Below are 14,634 nucleotides of genomic sequence, written 5' to 3' on the forward strand. Positions count from 1 at the left end.
AGTCTGGTGGCGATAGCGAAGAGGTCACACCCGTTCCCATGCCGAACACGGTCGTTAAGCTCTTCAGCGCCGATGGTAGTTGGGGGCTTCCCCCTGTGAGAGTAGGACGTTGCCAGGCAGATAAAAGACAATCCAATGGATTGTCTTTTTAGTATGCATAAACAGAATGCAGAAGGCGCTGAAGAGCTTTTGGTCCGAAGGAGCAACATCTTCTTTGAATGAGCCGATGGTTACTACATGAATCACTTCTCTGAAAAACATCGTGTCCCCCTGTGAGACGAACCCTTTCTCTTCGTAATACAACGTGAATTACTTCGAAGAACAACTGCATGCCCAATCATCCCCGTAGAAGAGAAAGGGTGAGCCAGGACGTTGCCAGGCAGGGCACGCTCCGCATGGAAATAGGAGAGACGGACATACGCTGCATAATAGTAGAGCGCCTGAAGGAACAGCCTCTTCCTCGAATGAGCCGATGGTTACAACGTGAGTATACATCTCTGAAAAAACATCGTGTTCCCCTGTGAGACGAGCTGTTTCTCTTCGTAGCACACCGTGAGAAACGTCGAAGAAAGAACATCATGCCCAATCAGCCCCGTAGAAGAGAAATAGCGAGCCAGGACGTTGCCAGGCAGGGCACGCTTCGCATGAAAATAGGAGAGATGATGGGATAAAGCCGCCTATCGGTAGAGCGCCTGAAGGAACAGCATTATCCTCGAATGGCGTGAAAAGACATCGTGAAACTGCCTAATACCTCCCTATGAGATGAACCCTTTCTCTTCGTAACACAAAGTGAGTTACTTCTCAGAACAACTCCATGAGTAACCACCCCCGTAGAAGAGAAATGGCGAGCCAGGACGTTGCCGGCCGGGAACGCTCCGGATAGACATAGGAGCGAAGGTTATACACCTACATAAAAGGAGAGCACCCAACAAATTCGTTCCGACAGAATATCGCTCAATTTGGACAGAAAGTCATGATATTCCTCATTGTTTAAGGCAGTTCTAAGCATGAAACCTCACAATTTTAATGTTTACCAATGAAAAAGGTACATCTTAGAACAAATTAAGCTCCTTACGAGTATAGAAGATGTATAGCAGCATCGGGGGAACAACTTGCATCGATGGAAGAAGTCACAGCTTCAGCTAATTCATTATCTCGTTTAGCTAGCTGAAGGCTTACAATGTATTGCTAAAAAGTATAACGTATAAATTTAATAGGAAGTTTAATTTGCAAAGATAAAGAAACCAGCGGCAATAGTGCCTCGCTGGTTTCTAATTATATTTTAAGGGTTCAGTATTGATTAGTAGGAGGAAGTAGTTGCTTTCTTAAAGTGCAATTCTGCCCCATTTGTCTTAATTACCTCTTTGTACCAATCAAATGAATCTTTCTTATATCGCTTCATAGATCCATTTCCTTCATTATCACGATCAACATAAATCATACCATAACGTTTTTTCATCTCACCTGTTGTAAATGACACGATATCAATGATTCCCCATGGAGTATAACCCATTAATTCAACACCATCGTAGGTGACAGCCGTTTCTAATGCCTCGATGTGTGATTTTAAATAATTGATTCTTTCTAGGTCATTGATTGAGCCATCTTCTGTGAACGTATCAACAGCGCCAAAGCCATTTTCGACGATAAATAATGGGATTTGGTACCTGTCATAGAAACGGTTTAATGTGTATCTTAAGCCTGTTGGATCAATTGCCCAGCCCCAATCACTAGATTTAATGTATGGATTTTCTACACCATGAGGCAGTGCACCATTTACGATATCGCCTGTATTATCGCTTACTACATCACTTTTTACAGTTGTAGACATGTAATAACTAAATCCTAAGTAGTCAACGGTACCATTTCGTAAAATCTCTTCATCCCCGTCTTCAAACTTAATATCATATCCTTCTCTTTCAAACTCTTTCAACGCATAGCTAGGATAATACCCACGGACATGCACATCAGGGAAGAAGTAGCGTTGTCTCATGTATTCTTCCGCTAACATGACATCTTCTGGGTTTGATGAATAAGGGTAGATCGGTACATGTGAAACCATGGCTCCAATTTGGAACTCAGGGTTAATTTCTCTTCCTTTTGCGACAGCTAATGCACTTGCAAGCAATTCATGATGTCCTGCTTGATACATAACTTCTTTTGCATTTTCCCCTTCTTGTACAGTTACACCAGAGTTGGTCCATAGGAATAGGGGGTTATTCACATCCATTTTGTTATTAATTTCGTTAAATGTCATCCAGTATTTTACTTTATCTTTATAGCGGTTGAAACAAACCTCAGCGAACTTTGCGAAGAAGTCTACTACTTTTCTGTTTCTAAATCCTCCATATTCTCTTGCTAAATGTAGCGGCATTTCAAAGTGGGATAATGTAATGACAGGTTCAATGCCGTGTTTGAGTAATTCAGCAAATACCTCATCATAGAATTGCAAACCTGCTACATTTGGTTCGGTCTCATCCCCTTTTGGGAAAATTCTGCTCCAGCCAATGGATGTTCGTAAGCATTTTAATCCCATTTCGGCAAATAAAGCGATATCCTCTTTATAGTTGTTATAAAAGTCGATTGCTTCATGGTTTGGATAAAATTCATTTTCTTCAATTGTCTCTGTAATTTTTCTTGGCACACCATGTGCACCAGCAGTCATAACATCAACGACACTAGCTCCTTTCCCTCCTTGATTCCATCCACCTTCGAATTGGTGAGCGGCTAAAGCGCCGCCCCATAAAAAGTCTTTTGGCATTTTACTCATTTTAAATTCCTCCTTATTTCACTACTGTCATTAATTCTTCGTCTAACGTACAAGCTGTAAGATCCGAAACGATCACTTCTTTGTAAGCATGTGAATTCGTAATGATAATTGGTGTAATCGTTTTTAAGCCTTTGTTCTCAATTAATTCTTTATCAAAGGTAATAAGTAAATCACCTTTTTTCACTTTGTCGCCGTCTTTCACTTGTAAGCTGAAAGGTGTTCCATCTAATGAAACGGTATCTAATCCAATATGAACAAGCATTTCAACACCTGATTCTGAACGTAAGCCGATCGCATGCTTTGTAGGTGCAACCATTACTACACTTCCATCAAACGGAGCATATAATTTGTTATCCGTTGGCTCAATTGCTAAACCTTGGCCCATCGCTCCCGAGCTAAATACTTCATCTGGAACTTCGCGAAGTGGTATGACTTTCCCACTAAATGGAGCATTAAGTGTTTCTTCATTATTGTTTGAGTTATTTGCTTGTAAGCGGTCGCCGCTTTGGCCTTGCTCATCTACTAAGTTGTCACTGCCTGCTTGTTTAGCCGTATCCTCACCATATCCAAAGATTTGAATTAAAACTACAGGAAGAATAATAGCAATCGCAGAACCAATTAAAATTCCCCAAATGGATGATGGATAATCAGCGCTAATTCCATTGACAAGTGTTAGCGGTCCTGGTAAACCAGCATAGGCAAAATAATATGGGTTAAAGAAACTTGCCACAATAGCCCCAACCGCTCCGGAAATACAACCGAAAATAAATGGCTTTTTAAACCTTAAGGTAATCCCATAAATCGCTGGTTCTGTAATCCCAAATATCCCAGTTACACCTGCAGAAACCCCAACTTTTCGAGTTTCTTGACTTCTTGCTTTTAAAATAACGCCAAGAACCGCGCCGACTTGCGCAATAACCGCAATCGTTTGATACGCCTGGAATGAATCACGGCCATATAAATCATAGTTTGCTAGGACCATTGGAGTGATACCCCAGTGAACCCCAAAAATAACGAGTACTTGCCAGAATGCGCCGATAATTGCTCCCGCTAAAGCAGGTGCCGTTTCAGCTAAGAAGTTATAACCATTAGCGATTCCAGTAGCTCCCGCTGTTGTAACAGGGCCGATTAAGGCAATCGTTAAAGGTACCATGATGACCATGCAGATAAATGGAACAAATAATGGTCGAACAACTTCATTCATGTTTTTATTTAAAAACTTTTCAAGGTAGGACAAGATCCACACTAAAAATAGAGGTGGTAGGACAGATGATGTGTATACGGTTTCAGATAAGGCAACCCCTAAGAACGTAATGGTCTCACCAGCTGCAATTTGTGCAGCGATCTCTGCCCATGTTGGACTTACTAATGCAGCACTACAAGCTACCGCAATATAGGTATTTGTTTTAAAATGCTTCGATGCCGTAATGGCGATGAAAATCGGTAAGAACGTAAATGGTGCCCATGAAATAAAGCTAAAAACTTGATAAGTCCCTGTATTTGCAAAGCTAGGGAGTAATAAATTTATGACAATAAGAGAACCTTGTATAATACCAGCTGCAGCTAAGATGTAAATAAATGGCGCAAATACGGCTGACATGGTCGCAATGACACGGTTTAAAATGGTTCCTTTGTTCTCACTTTGTTCATCGGATGTGTCAACACTAACTAAACTTGAGAATTGTTCATAGACTTCTCCTACATGTTGCCCAATGACAACTTGGAATTGTCCGCTATTTTCTACTACGGTAATGACTCCTGGCAAAGATGATACTTTTTGTTTGGCTTCTGGTTTAGATCGTTTTAGTACGATTCTAAGCCTAGTTGCGCAACGTGTTACTCCAACAACATTCTCTTCTCCGCCAACAGCTTCTAAAATGTCACTCGCTAGCTTCGTATAATCTCTAACTTTTCCTGACACTTTAAACCCCCCCTTTATAATTGTTTATACACTCACATTATAATTGTACCGGTATAATTAATCAATACCTTGATAAAATATTTATTTGTGTATAGTAGGGTTGAATGAGCTTTTGATAAGTTTATGCTATAATTTTGATATTAAATGAGACAAACAAACTAATGGGGTAATGGATATGTTAAAGTACCAGCAAATCGCGAATGAAATTGAAAAGTATATTGAGGATAATGATCTTCAACAAGGAGATAAACTGCCCGTTTTAGAAAAATTAATGACTCAATTTGAAGCGAGTAAGAGTACGATTATTAAGGCTTTAGATCTATTAGAAAGAAAAGGAGTCGTATTCCAAGTAAGAGGCAGCGGAATTTTTGTAAGAAGACATAAGAGAAAAGGATATATTAGTCTCCTTTCTAATCAAGGATTTAAAGAGAACTTAGAGGATTTTCATGTCACGTCAGAAGCAATTGAATTGGAAGTAAGGAAGCCAACAGAAGAAGCAGCTGCTAACTTAAATATTGACCGTGATGACGATGTTTATTATGTAAAAAGAGTTCGTTATATAAACGGACAAACGTTATGCTTAGAAGAATCGTTTTATAATAAATCGATCATTACCTATTTGAATAGCGAAATTGTTTCTGAATCCATTTTTGATTACATTAAGGAAGGATTGGGATTAAAGGTCGGCTTTTCCGATATGTACCTTCAAGTGGATAAGCTAAGTGAAGAAGAAGCGGGGTATTTAGGATTGAAAGCTGGATCACCTAAACTATGCGTGGAAACGATTTTTCATTTAACCAATGGCCAGCCATTCGACTTTTCAAAAGTTACTTATAACTATGAACAATCACAGTTCTTTGTCCAAGCCAATAGTTACTTTCTATAAGATTGCAGTCTTGCATATATTAGAAAACCTAACCATCTGATTCAGGTGGTTAGGTTTTCTTTGCTTTGAATTTAAAAAAGAAAAGGATTGAAATAACAGCTATGAGAGCTGAAAGAGCAAAATAAATAACAAACTTGTATGTTTCAAAGGACTGTTTAACAAAGTACCATCTAATCCCAAGTTCATAGCCAGATAAAACAAATAGAGTAACCCAAAATAAGGCACCTACATAAGAGTAGAGTATGAATATTTGAAGTTTCAATCGAGAGATACCAGCTAGGTACCCTGTAATATGTCTTATGCCAGGTATGAAATAGCCAATTAATAAGAGCCAAGCCCCATGCTTTGCGAACAACTGTTGAGCTTTACTTATTCTAGTATGAGATAAATGGAGTTTAGGACCATATTTCAAAAGGAATGGAAGACCTAATTTAGCTCCGAGTATATAACTAATTGTAATTCCAATAATAGATCCTAAATAAGAACTTATTATTGCTGTTAACAAATCAATTCTACCAAGGTAGGCATAATAACCAATGGTTAGAAGCAATACCTCATCAGGTAAAGGAAGCCCTACGATCCCACCAACGAGTGCAATAAAAATTCCAAAATAACCATATTCAAATATTAAATGCTTTAATACTTCCATAGTATCTTCCTATCTTAAAGAGGCTAATCTCATTATAGCGAATTTTTAAACAGGAAACGAGGTGAGATCTATTGGAAGGTAAAAAGAGTAACCACATGTAGTTTTAAGTTACTCTAATCAAATTTTTTTATTTAATAAAACAACTAGTTTACAAATAATGAAGCAGGCTTGTTGCAATCGTAAAGTAGATTAACAAGCCTAATATATCATTTACAGTTGTAATGAAAGGCCCGGAAGCAAAGGCTGGATCTATTTTTAATTTATGAATAATGAGAGGAACCGTTGCCCCAACAATCGTTGCAACACTTAACGAACAAAAGATGGAAATACCAACAATAAAAGCTACCATTAAACTTCCATAAAAAATCGGAATGATAAGTAATAACGTCATTGCACAAATGAATCCAATTATCATACCCGTGCTGAACTCTTTAAAGAGAGTTCGGAAGAGCCCTTTCTTCTCAAGTGTACCAAGTGCTAGACCTCGAACAACAACTGCTAGTGATTGTGTACCAGCGTTTCCTGCTGATCCCATTAATAAGGGGATAAAAGCAGCGAGTAAAATGATTTGATTAAGTGTTTCTTCAAATTGTTCTATTACTCCAGCAGTAAGAAGACCAAAAAACATAAGGAGGACAATCCAAGGTGCACGTAATTTTGCAGCTGTAAATGCTGAAACATTGATATCTGTTGCCCCTCTAGCGGCTGTAAATTCACCTAAGTCTTCAGTAGCTTCGTCCTCTAAAACATCAATGACATCATCAACGGTAACAATCCCTAGTAGGGTGCCATCTGAACTAACAACGGGGGCAGCTAAGAAGTTATATTTTTTAATCATTTTGGCGACTTCTTCTTGATTCGTGCCTGAATCAACGGAGATAACCCGACAGCTCATTAAGTTTTGAACTAAATCATTTGACTGTGCTGTTAGCAAGTCTCTTAAAGAGACAACCCCTACAAGTTGATCCTGTTCATTTACGACATATAAATAATATATCGTTTCGGCATTTGGCGCTTCTGCTCGTAATTGCTCTATCACTTGTTGTGCACTATGTGAGGAAGCAAGTGAAATGAATTCTTTTGTCATAATTGCACCAGCAGTTTTAGGCGGATAGGCCATTAACTCTTTTACATCGTTAGCATCCTCTAAATCCATTGCTTTTAAGAGAGCGTGCGCCGCGCTTTCATCTAGTTGAGAGAGTAAGTCAGCTGCATCATCTGTGTACAGATGGTTTATCATTTCTGAAGTATAATGTTGATCAAGTTCAAGGATTAACTCTTTTTGTTCTTGCAGTTCAAGAGCTTGGAAGACATCAGCCATTTCCTCTGGGTTGATCATTTCATAAAGACTTTGCCGTTGTTCCTTTTCCAGTTTCGTATAAAACTCAGCTTGGTCAGTCGGATGTAACTGCAGGAAGTCTTCACGGAATTGACGATTCGCGTCTTTCTTTAGTAACTCTATTAAGTGATTATCATAATCCTCTCTTGTTTCATTGTTAAGTCTAGCCATGTTATGACCTCCTTCTAAGATGTGTCACCACAGGCAAAAAGGTGCATGTGGATATTAAATAAATGTTTATTTAATAGCAGACTAAGGGGTTCTGGGTCAGCATTCATCGTATACATGCACCTCCTTAACAAAGTAAAAGGCACCCTAATTGAGTGTGAGGTGCCTGTAATAAAACATAAATAATCGATCAAGTTGGAAGTAAATAATCTGCTTTTGTAAATGCAATGTGTAGCAAGATAATTTGTCCCTTTCTTCGAATTATTGAGTTTTTCACATCCTCCTTATAGAATATGCAAGGCTTGCTCAATCGTTCGTAAGAGAATACTAGGCACATAAGAATAGATTTACTTTATTATTAGAACAAGCTAGGTCCTTGCTCCCAACTCTAGAGTAAGATAAAATCAAACTATTCGTACGAATTAAGGAGCATCCATTTTGAAACATTATATATGGAAAAATATCGTGGCGATTGCAATTGGATCAGCTATTGGGACAAGCCTCCGCTATTATTTAAATCTCTATACATTAGCAACAGGCTATCCAATTGGGACAATCATAGAGAATTTAAGTGGGAGCTTTCTTCTAGGTTTTTTGACTGGATGGTTTATTATAAAGGTCCCGCGTGAATGGCTTAAAGCAGGGCTTGGTGTTGGTTTATGTGGTGGGTTTACTACTATGTCAACTCTTGCTAGTGATAGTGTCTTTTTGTTTCTAGAACATACTGGGTGGCTTAGTGCCTTGTATATCTTATTATCCGTTTTTGGAGGACTAGTGTGTGCACTAGCTGGATATATAGTGGGACAAAAAGTAGGAAAACGACAAGCTTCGCAGGAGGTGGAACAAGGTTGAACCTACTACTGGTCAGTGTTGGAGGAGCGATAGGTGCAATACTTCGCTACTTATTGGGGCTAGCCATAATGAACAGATTTCCTAAACCGCCGTTTCCGGTCGCTATGTTAATTGTGAATGTACTTGGATCACTCGGATTAGGGCTTTTCTACGGTAGCTATTACAGTGCAATTCCACTTGGAGCCTATGAAGAACCAGCTTTCTTACTTATAGCTATTGGTTTTTTTGGGGCATTTACTACGTTTTCGACTTTTAGTACAGAAACGGTACAACTTTACCAAAAGAAAGCGTGGAAACAACTTATTTCTTACATAAGCTTGTCTATTGTAGGATCAATCACAATGTTTGTATTTGGTTTTTCAATCACGAAGTAATCATAGATTAGGGGATGGGAAGATGAGAGAAACAAATTTTAATACGAAGACTGTACATTTTCAAACAAAAGAACCAGCAAGAAATGCGAGTAAAGCAAAGCCGATTTATCAAACATCAGCATTTGTATTTACTGATTTAGATGATATGGAAAGTTTCTATGATGGGGAAAAAGAATATCTATACTCTAGATATAGCAATCCAAATACAGATGATCTTGGAAAAGGTATTGCCTTACTTGAGGAGACTGATGATGGAATTGCAACATCATCCGGAATGTCAGCAATATTAGCGGGAGTATTAGCTGTTGCAAATCCAGGAGATCATGTTTTGGCATCTGATGATTTATACGGAGGAACGTATCAGATGTTTGCACAGGAGCTGCCTAACTTTGGCATTGATGTTAGCTTTGTTTCCTTTCAAGATTTGAATGTAGTTGAAGCTGCTTTCACCGATAAAACGGTTTTGATTTATACAGAATCTGTAACAAACCCGCTGCTTCGAGTTGAAAAGCTTGAGGAGGTCATTGCTTTAGCGAAAGAAAAAGGCGTTAAGACAATGATTGATAATACCTTTGCTACACCTTATTTGTTGCAGCCTGCCACACTTGGTGCTGATCTTGTTGTTCATAGTGCGACAAAGTATATTGGGGGACATAGTGATGTAACCGCAGGAGTTCTTGTTGGGGAGCAATCGCTTATTGATAAGGCAAAGGGGAAAGTGATTACTCTTGGGTGTAACTTGAGTCCATTTGAGGCTTGGCTCGCTTGCCGTGGCTTAAAGACATTAAGTTTACGTATGGAGCGACAAAGTCATAATGCGAAAATGCTTGCTGAAGCATTAGAGTCTCACGAGGGAGTGGCTCGTGTCTTTTACCCTGAACATGTTTCTGAAAAAGGAAATGGAGCTATGGTCAGTATTGATTTAGCTGACTATGTAAATGTTGAGGAGTTTTTCCGCTCGCTTGGATGGGTAAAAATTGCCCCTACATTAGCGGGTGTTGAAACGACGGTATCTTACCCACTTCGCACATCTCATCGCACGGTTCCCGACAAACTTAGAAAAGAACTTGGAATCGGTGCGCAATTGGTTCGTATCTCAGTAGGGATTGAAGACGAGAAGGATATTATTGACACTTTTGTTCAAGCGATTGACACAGCGAAGTAATGAGAAATGAGCATGGGGAAGTGGTTTTTCCTATGCTCTTATTGTAGTATTGAAAAAAATTGAAAGAAGCTTGCTTCCAGTTTAAGAACGTGGTATTATAGAACTTGTGTCAGAGAAAATAGTCTGGTGGCGATAGCGAAGAGGTCACACCCGTTCCCATGCCGAACACGGTCGTTAAGCTCTTTTGCGCCGATGGTAGTTGGGGGCTTCCCCCTGTGAGAGTAGGACGTTGCCAGGCAAATTTATTTGTATAAAATAAGTTAGTGTTGTCTATACTAATTAGTGTAGAGACATTGGTTAGCATCATCAATTCACTTTATAACGACGCGGGGTGGAGCAGTCTGGTAGCTCGTCGGGCTCATAACCCGAAGGTCGGCGGTTCAAATCCGTCCCCCGCAATACCAACAAGAAGCCGAAACGAATATGTTTCGGTTTTTTCTATGCAAAAAATCGTTTCGTTTACTGATAAACTTTATGCTGAATAGATTTTGTTTGGGTAAGTTGAGGTATTTTTGCTGTTTAGTTGCTTAAATAACATTAGATCTTCCTTCTCCTTATCTATTTGCTTGGGCATTTCGGTTAAAATCGGATAAACTAGAAGAGACACCCCTTAGGTATGTAGAAATCCTAAGGTTTTTTTGCAGATTTATGATTTTGTTCGAGAGGGTCGGTTACAATGGAAGATGAGTTTGCATTTATTTCAAAAATTACACCTAAAGAGACTTATCAAAAAGGGCTTGTTTGTGGAGTGGGAGACGATGCAGCTGTTTATTCTGGATCGGAACAAATGGAACAAGTCGTTTGTGTAGATACAATGGTTGAAGGGGTTCACTTTCGTCGTGATACACTTAGTCCCTATCAAATAGGGAAAAAAGGATTAGCGATCAATGTTAGTGATCTTGCTGCCATGGGGGCAATTCCTACCTATTATCTTGTGTCAATTGCTGTACCGCCATCATGGGCGGAGGAGGAGTTAAATCAAGTATATAAAGGGATGAATGAGTTAGCAGAAACGTATCGAATGGATTTAATCGGTGGAGATACGGTATCTACAAGTGATGTACTTGTTTTAACGGTGACGGCAATAGGGTCAGTGGAACGCGGGAAAGCTAGATATCGTGATCAGGCTAAAGCGGGCGATCTTATTTTTCTAACGGGGTATGCTGGTACGTCAGCAGCGGGGCTAGATTTATTGTTTCAAAAAGGATTAAATGGTCCTTTGTCTAAAGAGGAGCAAGAACTTGTGAAAGCTCATCAGGAGCCGATTCCTCATGTAGTCGAAGGAAGGATCCTTTCAACCTCAAACAAGCGAATATCGTTAAATGATGTTAGTGATGGTGTAGCTAGTGAAGCGAATGAGTTAGCCGAAGCAAGCCAGGCGAGATTCATAATTGAAACAGACAAGCTTCCGATTCATCAAGCGATGCACTCATATCCCAAAGACAAGCAATTGAAGTATGCATTATTTGGCGGGGAAGATTTTGTATTGATTGGGACGGTTCCAAAAGAGGGTGCAAAAGACTTAGAAACCGAATTTTGTAAAAAAGGTCTGATATTTGAGGTAATAGGGTTTGTCGAAGAGGGAGAACCTGGTGTATTTTTACTAGAAGACAATCAAATGAAAAAGGTAGAAAAGAACGGGTATAATCATTTCAAAAAGCGCGGGTGAAGGTAGTGGAGGAGTGGAACATTATAACAGAGTCGCCAGAGGAGACGATGCAACTAGCGGAGAAGTTAGCTGGTGTTGTGCAACCTGGTGATGTGATCACGCTTGAAGGAGATCTTGGTGCAGGAAAAACAAGTTTTACTAAAGGATTTGCCAAAGGTCTTGGTGTCAAGCGTGTTGTAAATAGTCCAACATTTACGATTATCAAAGAATACAAGGGGCGTATCCCACTTTATCACATGGATGTTTATCGAATGGAAGATGAGATGGAGGATTTGGGGTTAGAGGAATACTTTTATGGTGAAGGTGTTTCTGTAATTGAGTGGCCTAGTATGATTCCAAATCAGTTACCGGAAGATCGCCTCGCGATTTCTTTATTCCATATAGGAGAAATAAGTAGGAAGATTACGGTTCAAACGACTGGGAGCCGTTCTTTGGAGTTATTAAAGGAGTTGCGTTATGAGTAAAACATTAGCGATTGATACATCATCATTTGTAATGGGGTTAGCTGTTACAGAGGGTGATCGAACATTGGGTGAAGTAACAACAAATATAAAAAAAAATCATTCGATTAGGCTCATGCCAGCTATCGATCAATTAATGAGTGAAGTCAGTGTCAAGCCGAATGAGTTAGAAAAAATTGTTGTAGCTAATGGACCAGGGTCCTATACTGGGGTCCGAATCGGTGTCACAACAGCCAAGACGCTTGCTTGGTCATTAAATATACCGGTTGTAGGTGTATCAAGTATTGCTGTGCTAGCACAGACAGGCCGTTTTTTTCAAGGTGTTGTCTCCCCGATTATGGATGCAAGGCGTGGACAAGTATATACGGGCCATTATGAAACAAACGGTTTGGACGTATTCGAACAAGTAAATGACCGCTTAATTATGTTAGAGGATTGGCTTGTTTACTTAAAAGGGTTAGAACAGCCTGTATTATTTATTGGGCAAGATGTCTCGATGCATGAAGCAATGATTCGTGAAAAACTCGGGGATCATGCTCACTTTGCTTGCGGGTCGATGGCTTTGCCAAGGCCTGCAGAATTAGCGAGGTTAGGTCAAGCATTAATAACAGATGGCGATTCTGTACACTCGTTTGTACCAAATTATTTACAGCTAGCAGAAGCGGAAGCCAATTGGCAAAAGGCTCAGAAAGAAAAGGGCACTGAAAATGATTGAGCAGGAAAAAGAGACGATTCGTTTTATGACAATTGATGATTTAGAAGTAGTAATGGAAGTGGAACGTGATGCTTTTACTACGCCGTGGGATCCGACTATTTTTCTAAACGAATTAACAACGAACCAATTTGCGCAATACCTCGTTTATGAAGTGAAAGGTGAGATCATAGGGTATTGTGGATTATGGGTAGTGATGGATGAAGCTCAAGTGACGAATATAGCCATTCACTCGAAAAGTCGAGGACAAGGGCATGGGGAAAGGTTATTACAATATGTTATTTCTTTTTTGAAGCAAATGGGTGTCTCGAAACTTTCATTAGAAGTACGTGTGTCGAATACGATTGCACAAAAGCTTTACCGAAAAATGGGATTTGTTGAAGGTGGCATAAGGAAAAATTATTATGCTGATAATTTAGAAGATGCTTTAGTGATGTGGGTGAAACTAGATGATGAGTGAAAAGGAAATTATATTAGCGATCGAGACAAGCTGTGATGAAACGTCAGCTGCAGTCATTGAAAATGGAACGAAGATTTTAAGTAATGTCGTATCTTCTCAAATTGAAAGTCATAAAAGGTTTGGTGGGGTTGTGCCTGAAGTAGCATCCAGGCATCATGTGGAACAAATTACGATCATTATTGAACAGGCAATGGAGGAGGCAAATGTGACATTTGCGGACTTAAGTGCTGTTGCCGTTACGGAAGGACCAGGTCTTGTTGGGGCGTTATTAATTGGTGTCAATGCAGCGAAAGCGATTGCTTTTGCACATAATATCCCGTTAATTGGTGTTCATCATATTGCTGGACATATTTATGCGAATCAACTTGTTGAACCGATTACGTTTCCATTATTAGCATTGGTTGTTTCAGGTGGTCATACAGAACTTGTTTATATGAAGGAAGATGGTCATTTTGAAATCATTGGAGAGACAAGGGATGACGCAGTAGGAGAGGCGTATGATAAAGTTGCGAGAACGCTTGGTTTACCTTATCCGGGAGGCCCGCACATCGACCGTCTTGCTGCAGAGGGAAGTGAAACAATTGAATTTCCTCGCTCATGGTTGGAGCCGGATTCATTTGATTTTAGTTTTAGTGGATTAAAATCATCAGTTATTAACACATTGCACAATTTCAAACAGCGTGGCGAAGAAGTGAAAATTGAAAATGTAGCAGCAAGTTTCCAAGCTAGTGTTATTGATGTTCTTGTAGGAAAAACAAGGCGGGCAGTTGATAAATATGAAGTAAACCAACTGTTATTAGCTGGAGGTGTAGCAGCCAATAAAGGTTTGCGTCAAGCTTTAGAGAACGAATTTCAAGCAACAACTGTTGATTTGAGAATTCCACCTTTGTCGCTTTGTACGGATAATGCAGCTATGATAGGTTCTGCTGCTAGTATCAAATGGAGAAAACAGAAGTTTGCTTCCTACGACTTGAATGGAAATCCAGGACTTGATCTAGAACAACAGTAAATATGTTTAAAACCACTTATTGGCGCGAAAGCTAACAATAGGTGGTTTTTTTAGTTTGTAAAAGAGAAGAGATTGGTGCTTTCTATAGAAATTTGATTAAAAAGGTAGTGAAATTGCTAAACTCAAGTTGTTTTTTGTCGTATTTCGTAAAAATTTGTTAACAAGTTTTATCCACAACGTTGTTAACAATGTGGGTAAA

Annotated in this window: 13 protein-coding genes, 1 tRNA gene and 2 rRNA genes; 12 read left to right on the forward strand and 4 right to left on the reverse strand. The window is 39.4% G+C overall.

Translation table 11 applies throughout. The features are described from left to right. Positions 1-2: 2 nt before the first annotated feature. Positions 3-118: ribosomal RNA gene (gene rrf, locus AC1FXP_RS21420) — 5S ribosomal RNA — on the forward strand. A gap of 1,182 nt (positions 119-1,300) precedes the next feature. On the opposite strand, the gene bglA is transcribed toward rrf (AC1FXP_RS21420), so the two are convergent. Further along, positions 1,301-2,770 carry a 6-phospho-beta-glucosidase BglA gene (bglA, locus tag AC1FXP_RS21425; protein WP_480063973.1) on the reverse strand — a complete coding sequence of 490 codons (1,470 nt, stop codon included), beginning with the start codon at positions 2,768-2,770 and terminating at the stop codon, positions 1,301-1,303. Positions 2,771-2,783: 13 nt separating this feature from the next. Next, positions 2,784-4,691 carry a beta-glucoside-specific PTS transporter subunit IIABC gene (locus AC1FXP_RS21430; protein WP_480063974.1) on the reverse strand — a complete coding sequence of 636 codons (1,908 nt, stop codon included), beginning with the start codon at positions 4,689-4,691 and terminating at the stop codon, positions 2,784-2,786. A 175-nt stretch (positions 4,692-4,866) separates the two neighbouring features. Here AC1FXP_RS21430 and AC1FXP_RS21435 point away from each other — a divergent pair, with 175 nt between their 5' ends. Then, complete coding sequence (locus tag AC1FXP_RS21435) at positions 4,867-5,577, forward strand: GntR family transcriptional regulator (protein WP_480063975.1); 711 nt, start codon at positions 4,867-4,869, stop codon at positions 5,575-5,577. A 49-nt stretch (positions 5,578-5,626) separates the two neighbouring features. Here the strand turns inward: AC1FXP_RS21435 and AC1FXP_RS21440 are convergent, their stop codons facing one another. Together AC1FXP_RS21440 and mgtE are read right to left on the reverse strand one after the other, a co-directional pair. Further along, positions 5,627-6,226: a DedA family protein gene (locus tag AC1FXP_RS21440; protein WP_480063976.1), complete on the reverse strand. Its 600-nt coding sequence runs from the start codon at positions 6,224-6,226 to the stop codon at positions 5,627-5,629. Between the two features lie 148 nt (positions 6,227-6,374). Then, positions 6,375-7,736 carry a magnesium transporter gene (mgtE, locus tag AC1FXP_RS21445; RefSeq protein WP_480063977.1) on the reverse strand — a complete coding sequence of 454 codons (1,362 nt, stop codon included), beginning with the start codon at positions 7,734-7,736 and terminating at the stop codon, positions 6,375-6,377. Between the two features lie 435 nt (positions 7,737-8,171). Here mgtE and AC1FXP_RS21450 point away from each other — a divergent pair, with 435 nt between their 5' ends. The 10 genes from AC1FXP_RS21450 (at position 8,172) to tsaD (ending at position 14,435) form a co-directional block, all read left to right on the forward strand. Continuing rightward, positions 8,172-8,585, forward strand: coding sequence for a fluoride efflux transporter FluC (locus AC1FXP_RS21450; protein WP_480063978.1), 414 nt, complete (start codon positions 8,172-8,174; stop codon positions 8,583-8,585). Next, the gene (crcB, locus tag AC1FXP_RS21455) at positions 8,582-8,959 is read left to right on the forward strand and encodes a fluoride efflux transporter CrcB (protein ID WP_480063979.1); all 378 of its coding nucleotides are present in this window, start codon (positions 8,582-8,584) and stop codon (positions 8,957-8,959) included. Before AC1FXP_RS21450 ends, crcB begins: the two co-directional genes overlap by 4 nt. Before the next feature lie 22 nt (positions 8,960-8,981). Further along, entirely contained in the window at positions 8,982-10,124 is a 1,143-nt protein-coding gene (locus AC1FXP_RS21460; protein WP_480063980.1) for a trans-sulfuration enzyme family protein, read from the forward strand. A 122-nt stretch (positions 10,125-10,246) separates the two neighbouring features. Further along, positions 10,247-10,362 (forward strand): 5S ribosomal RNA (gene rrf, locus AC1FXP_RS21465). Between the two features lie 87 nt (positions 10,363-10,449). Beyond that, positions 10,450-10,523 (forward strand) — tRNA-Met (locus tag AC1FXP_RS21470). A 277-nt stretch (positions 10,524-10,800) separates the two neighbouring features. Continuing rightward, positions 10,801-11,793 (forward strand): thiamine-phosphate kinase, encoded by a 993-nt coding sequence (gene thiL / locus AC1FXP_RS21475; protein ID WP_480063981.1) that lies wholly within the window; start codon positions 10,801-10,803, stop codon positions 11,791-11,793. A 5-nt stretch (positions 11,794-11,798) separates the two neighbouring features. After that, positions 11,799-12,257, forward strand: a complete 459-nt coding sequence (tsaE, locus tag AC1FXP_RS21480; protein WP_480063982.1) for a tRNA (adenosine(37)-N6)-threonylcarbamoyltransferase complex ATPase subunit type 1 TsaE — start codon at positions 11,799-11,801, stop codon at positions 12,255-12,257. Next, on the forward strand, positions 12,250-12,969 hold the full coding sequence (gene tsaB / locus AC1FXP_RS21485; RefSeq protein WP_480063983.1) for a tRNA (adenosine(37)-N6)-threonylcarbamoyltransferase complex dimerization subunit type 1 TsaB: 720 nt from the start codon (positions 12,250-12,252) through the stop codon (positions 12,967-12,969). Before tsaE ends, tsaB begins: the two co-directional genes overlap by 8 nt. Beyond that, positions 12,962-13,426: a ribosomal protein S18-alanine N-acetyltransferase gene (gene rimI, locus AC1FXP_RS21490; protein ID WP_480063985.1), complete on the forward strand. Its 465-nt coding sequence runs from the start codon at positions 12,962-12,964 to the stop codon at positions 13,424-13,426. Before tsaB ends, rimI begins: the two co-directional genes overlap by 8 nt. Next, on the forward strand, positions 13,419-14,435 hold the full coding sequence (gene tsaD / locus AC1FXP_RS21495) for a tRNA (adenosine(37)-N6)-threonylcarbamoyltransferase complex transferase subunit TsaD (RefSeq protein WP_480064005.1): 1,017 nt from the start codon (positions 13,419-13,421) through the stop codon (positions 14,433-14,435). Before rimI ends, tsaD begins: the two co-directional genes overlap by 8 nt. Positions 14,436-14,634 lie beyond the last annotated feature (199 nt).

The organism is Halalkalibacter sp. HAAS-P013 (genome assembly GCF_056619925.1).

Bases quoted from the DNA above. Each gene is read 5' to 3' on its own strand.
- bglA (WP_480063973.1), bottom strand. From the start codon at position 2,770: ATGAGTAAAATGCCAAAAGACTTTTTATGGGGCGGCGCTTTAGCCGCT.
- AC1FXP_RS21440 (WP_480063976.1), bottom strand. From the start codon at position 6,226: ATGGAAGTATTAAAGCATTTAATATTTGAATATGGTTATTTTGGAATT.
- tsaB (WP_480063983.1), top strand. From the start codon at position 12,250: ATGAGTAAAACATTAGCGATTGATACATCATCATTTGTAATGGGGTTA.
- mgtE (WP_480063977.1), bottom strand. From the start codon at position 7,736: ATGGCTAGACTTAACAATGAAACAAGAGAGGATTATGATAATCACTTA.
- AC1FXP_RS21460 (WP_480063980.1), top strand. From the start codon at position 8,982: ATGAGAGAAACAAATTTTAATACGAAGACTGTACATTTTCAAACAAAA.
- tsaD (WP_480064005.1), top strand. From the start codon at position 13,419: ATGAGTGAAAAGGAAATTATATTAGCGATCGAGACAAGCTGTGATGAA.
- AC1FXP_RS21435 (WP_480063975.1), top strand. From the start codon at position 4,867: ATGTTAAAGTACCAGCAAATCGCGAATGAAATTGAAAAGTATATTGAG.
- thiL (WP_480063981.1), top strand. From the start codon at position 10,801: ATGGAAGATGAGTTTGCATTTATTTCAAAAATTACACCTAAAGAGACT.
- rimI (WP_480063985.1), top strand. From the start codon at position 12,962: ATGATTGAGCAGGAAAAAGAGACGATTCGTTTTATGACAATTGATGAT.